2 protein-coding genes are annotated in these 3,475 nt (G+C 58.8%); both read left to right on the top strand.

The genetic code is table 11. The features are described 5' to 3' along the window. Positions 1 to 81 precede the first annotated feature (81 nt). Positions 82 to 1,098: a phenylalanine--tRNA ligase subunit alpha gene (gene pheS / locus ACQKP2_RS32245; protein WP_427582301.1), complete on the top strand. Its 1,017-nt coding sequence runs from the start codon at positions 82 to 84 to the stop codon at positions 1,096 to 1,098. A 26-nt stretch (positions 1,099 to 1,124) separates the two neighbouring features. Beyond that, on the top strand, positions 1,125 to 3,475 hold a 2,351-nt coding region (gene pheT / locus ACQKP2_RS32240), incomplete at its 3' end, for a phenylalanine--tRNA ligase subunit beta (protein WP_427582300.1).

The raw sequence follows: 3,475 nt of genomic DNA, 5'->3' as shown, positions 1-3,475 counted from the left end.
TCTGTGGGGTCAGGTGTTAAACGTCATAAATAGGGGAAGAGCCTTCAAGCTCTTCCCCTATTTTGTATCTGGAGTCTGTACATGGAAAACCTGGATGCGCTCGTCTCTCAAGCACTAGAGGCTGTGCAAAGCGCTGAAGATATCAATGCCCTGGAGCAAATCCGGGTTCACTACCTTGGCAAAAAGGGTGAATTGACTCAGGTGATGAAGACCCTGGGGAATTTGCCGGCAGAAGAGCGTCCGCAAGTCGGAGCCCTGATCAACGTTGCCAAGGAGCGTGTCACAGACGTTCTCAATGCGCGCAAGGCGTCGTTTGAAGAGGCTGAACTGGCCGCCAAACTGTCCGCCGAGTCCATTGATGTAACCCTGCCTGGCCGTGGTCAGACCTCCGGCGGTCTGCACCCGGTTACCCGTACTCTGGAGCGCATCGAACAGTTCTTCACCCGCATCGGCTACGGTATTGCCGAAGGTCCGGAGGTCGAAGACGACTATCACAACTTCGAAGCGCTCAATATCCCTGGCCATCACCCGGCCCGGTCGATGCACGACACCTTCTATTTCAACGCCAACATGTTGCTGCGCACCCACACCTCGCCGGTACAGGTCCGCACCATGGAGTCGAAACAGCCGCCGATTCGCATCGTCTGCCCAGGTCGTGTCTATCGTAGCGATTCGGATATCACCCATTCCCCGATGTTCCACCAGGTTGAAGGCCTGCTGGTCGACCGCGATATCAATTTCGCCGACCTCAAGGGCACCATCGAGGAATTCCTGCGTGTGTTCTTCGAAAAAGAACTGGCCGTGCGTTTCCGTCCTTCGTACTTCCCGTTCACCGAGCCTTCTGCCGAAGTCGACATGGAATGCGTGATGTGCAGCGGTAAAGGCTGCCGCGTCTGCAAACAGACCGGCTGGCTGGAGGTCATGGGTTGCGGCATGGTTCATCCGAATGTGCTGCGCATGTCCGGAATCGATCCGGAAACCTTTTCGGGCTTTGCCTTCGGCATGGGCGTCGAGCGTCTGGCCATGCTGCGTTACGGCGTGAACGACTTGCGTCTGTTCTTCGACAACGACTTGCGGTTCCTCGCGCAATTTCGCTAGTCGTAACGAATTCTTAGGAGAGCAGGATGAAATTCAGTGAACAATGGCTGCGTGGCTGGGTAAGCCCGCAGGTTAGTCGCGACGAGTTGGTTGCTCGTCTGTCGATGGCCGGTCTTGAGGTCGATAGCGTTACGCCGGCCGCCGGTGCATTCAGTGGCGTTATCGTGGGCGAGGTGCTGAGCACCGAGCAGCATCCCGATGCCGACAAGTTGCGCGTTTGCCAGGTCAGCAATGGCTCGGAGACTTTCCAGGTTGTGTGCGGTGCACCCAATGTGCGCCCGGGCCTGAAGATCCCGTTCGCCACCATCGGTGCCGAACTGCCGGGCGACTTCAAAATCAAGAAAGCCAAGCTGCGTGGTGTCGAGTCCAACGGCATGTTGTGCTCGCAAGCCGAATTGCAGGTGGGTGAGGGCAATGACGGTCTGATGGAATTGCCGGCTGACGCTCCGGTTGGTCAGGACATCCGTGAATACCTGAACCTGGACGATGCCAGCATTGAGGTCGACCTGACGCCGAACCGTGGCGACTGCCTGTCCCTGGCGGGCCTGGCCCGCGAAGTTGGCGCATTGTATGCCGCTCAAGTCACGCGTCCGGTCGTTGCCAGTGTTCCTGCGGTGCACGATGAAGTGCGTTCGCTTGAAGTTCTGGCACCTGCCGCCTGCCCGCGTTACCTGGGGCGAGTGATCCGTAACGTCGATCTGTCCAGGCCAACGCCGCTGTGGATGGTCGAACGCCTGCGTCGCTCCGAAGTGCGCAGCATCGACGCTGCCGTCGACATCACCAACTACGTGATGCTGGAACTGGGGCAGCCGCTGCATGCCTTCGATCTCGCCGAAATCAACGGTGGCATTCGCGTACGCATGGCCGAAGAAGGCGAGAAACTCGTCTTGCTCGACGGCCAGGAAGTCAGCCTGCGCAGCGATACCCTGGTGATTGCCGACCACACTCGCGCCTTGGCCATTGCTGGCGTGATGGGGGGCGAGCACAGCGGCGTCAATACCGCGACCACTCGCGACATTTTCCTGGAAAGTGCGTTTTTCGATCAGATCGCCGTAGCCGGCAAGGCTCGTTCCTATGGCCTGCATACCGATGCCTCGCACCGTTATGAGCGCGGTGTGGACTGGCAACTGGCCCGTGAAGCCATGGAGCGCGCCACTGGCCTGCTGCTGGAAATCACCGGTGGCGAAGCCGGGCCGATCATCGAGACCGTCAGTGAGCAGCACCTGCCATCGGTTGCACCGGTGACCCTGCGCACTTCGCGAATCACCCAGATGCTGGGCATGGAAATGGATCCGGCCGAAGTGGAGCGCCTGCTTGGCGCCCTGGGCCTGACCATCACCGCTGACGGGGCAGGGCAGTGGCGCGTAGAAGTGCCAAGCCATCGCTTCGATATCAGCCTGGAAGTCGACCTGATCGAAGAGTTGGCCCGCCTGTATGGTTACAACCGCCTGCCGGTTCGTTACCCGCAAGCACGCCTGGCGCCGCAAGCGAAGGCCGAAGCACGCAGTGAGCTGCCTGAACTGCGCCGACTGCTGGTTGCCCGCGGATATCAGGAAGCGATTACTTACAGCTTCATCGATCCGAAACAGTTTGAGCTGTTTAATCCGGGTGTTGAACCGCTGTTGTTGGCCAACCCGATTTCCAACGACATGGCTGCCATGCGTTCGTCGCTGTGGCCGGGTCTGGTCAAGGCGCTTCAGCACAACCTGAACCGTCAACAGGACCGTGTCCGCTTGTTCGAAAGTGGCCTGCGTTTTGTCGGTCAGCTTGAAGGCTTGAAACAGGAGCCGATGCTGGCGGGTGTGGTTTGCGGCAGCCGACTGCCGGAAGGCTGGGCGCAAGGTCGCGACGTCGTCGACTTCTTCGACGTCAAGGCCGATGTGGAAGCGGTATTGGGCTTTGCCGGTGCACTGAATGCGTTCACGTTCGTGCCAGGCAAGCATCCTGCGTTGCACCCGGGGCAAACCGCACGAATCGAACGTGAGGGGCGACTGGTTGGCTTCATCGGAGCAATTCACCCGGAATTGTCGAAAACCTTGGGCCTGGATCGTCCGGTATTCGTTTTCGAGCTGGTTCTTGCAGAAGTGGCCAGCGGCAAAATGCCTGAATTCCACGAGTTATCGCGCTTTCCTGAAGTGCGTCGTGACCTGGCACTGATTGCGCAAAAGGACGTGGCAGCCTCGGCTGTACTCGACGTAATCCGTGAAAATGCAGGCGAATGGCTGACAGACCTCAGGCTATTTGACGTGTATCAGGGTAAAGGCATTGATCCTGATAGAAACCACAACGGTAGCCCGCGTCTTCGGACCTGCCTGGCCACCGGCCCGACCTTACCTAACACGTGCAGTCATCAAGCTTATGGCCATTTTGAACATCC

Source organism: Pseudomonas sp. NPDC089569 (genome assembly GCF_050280625.1).
GTDB lineage: Bacteria > Pseudomonadota > Gammaproteobacteria > Pseudomonadales > Pseudomonadaceae > Aquipseudomonas.
This window is presented reverse-complemented; position numbering and strand designations above follow the sequence as displayed.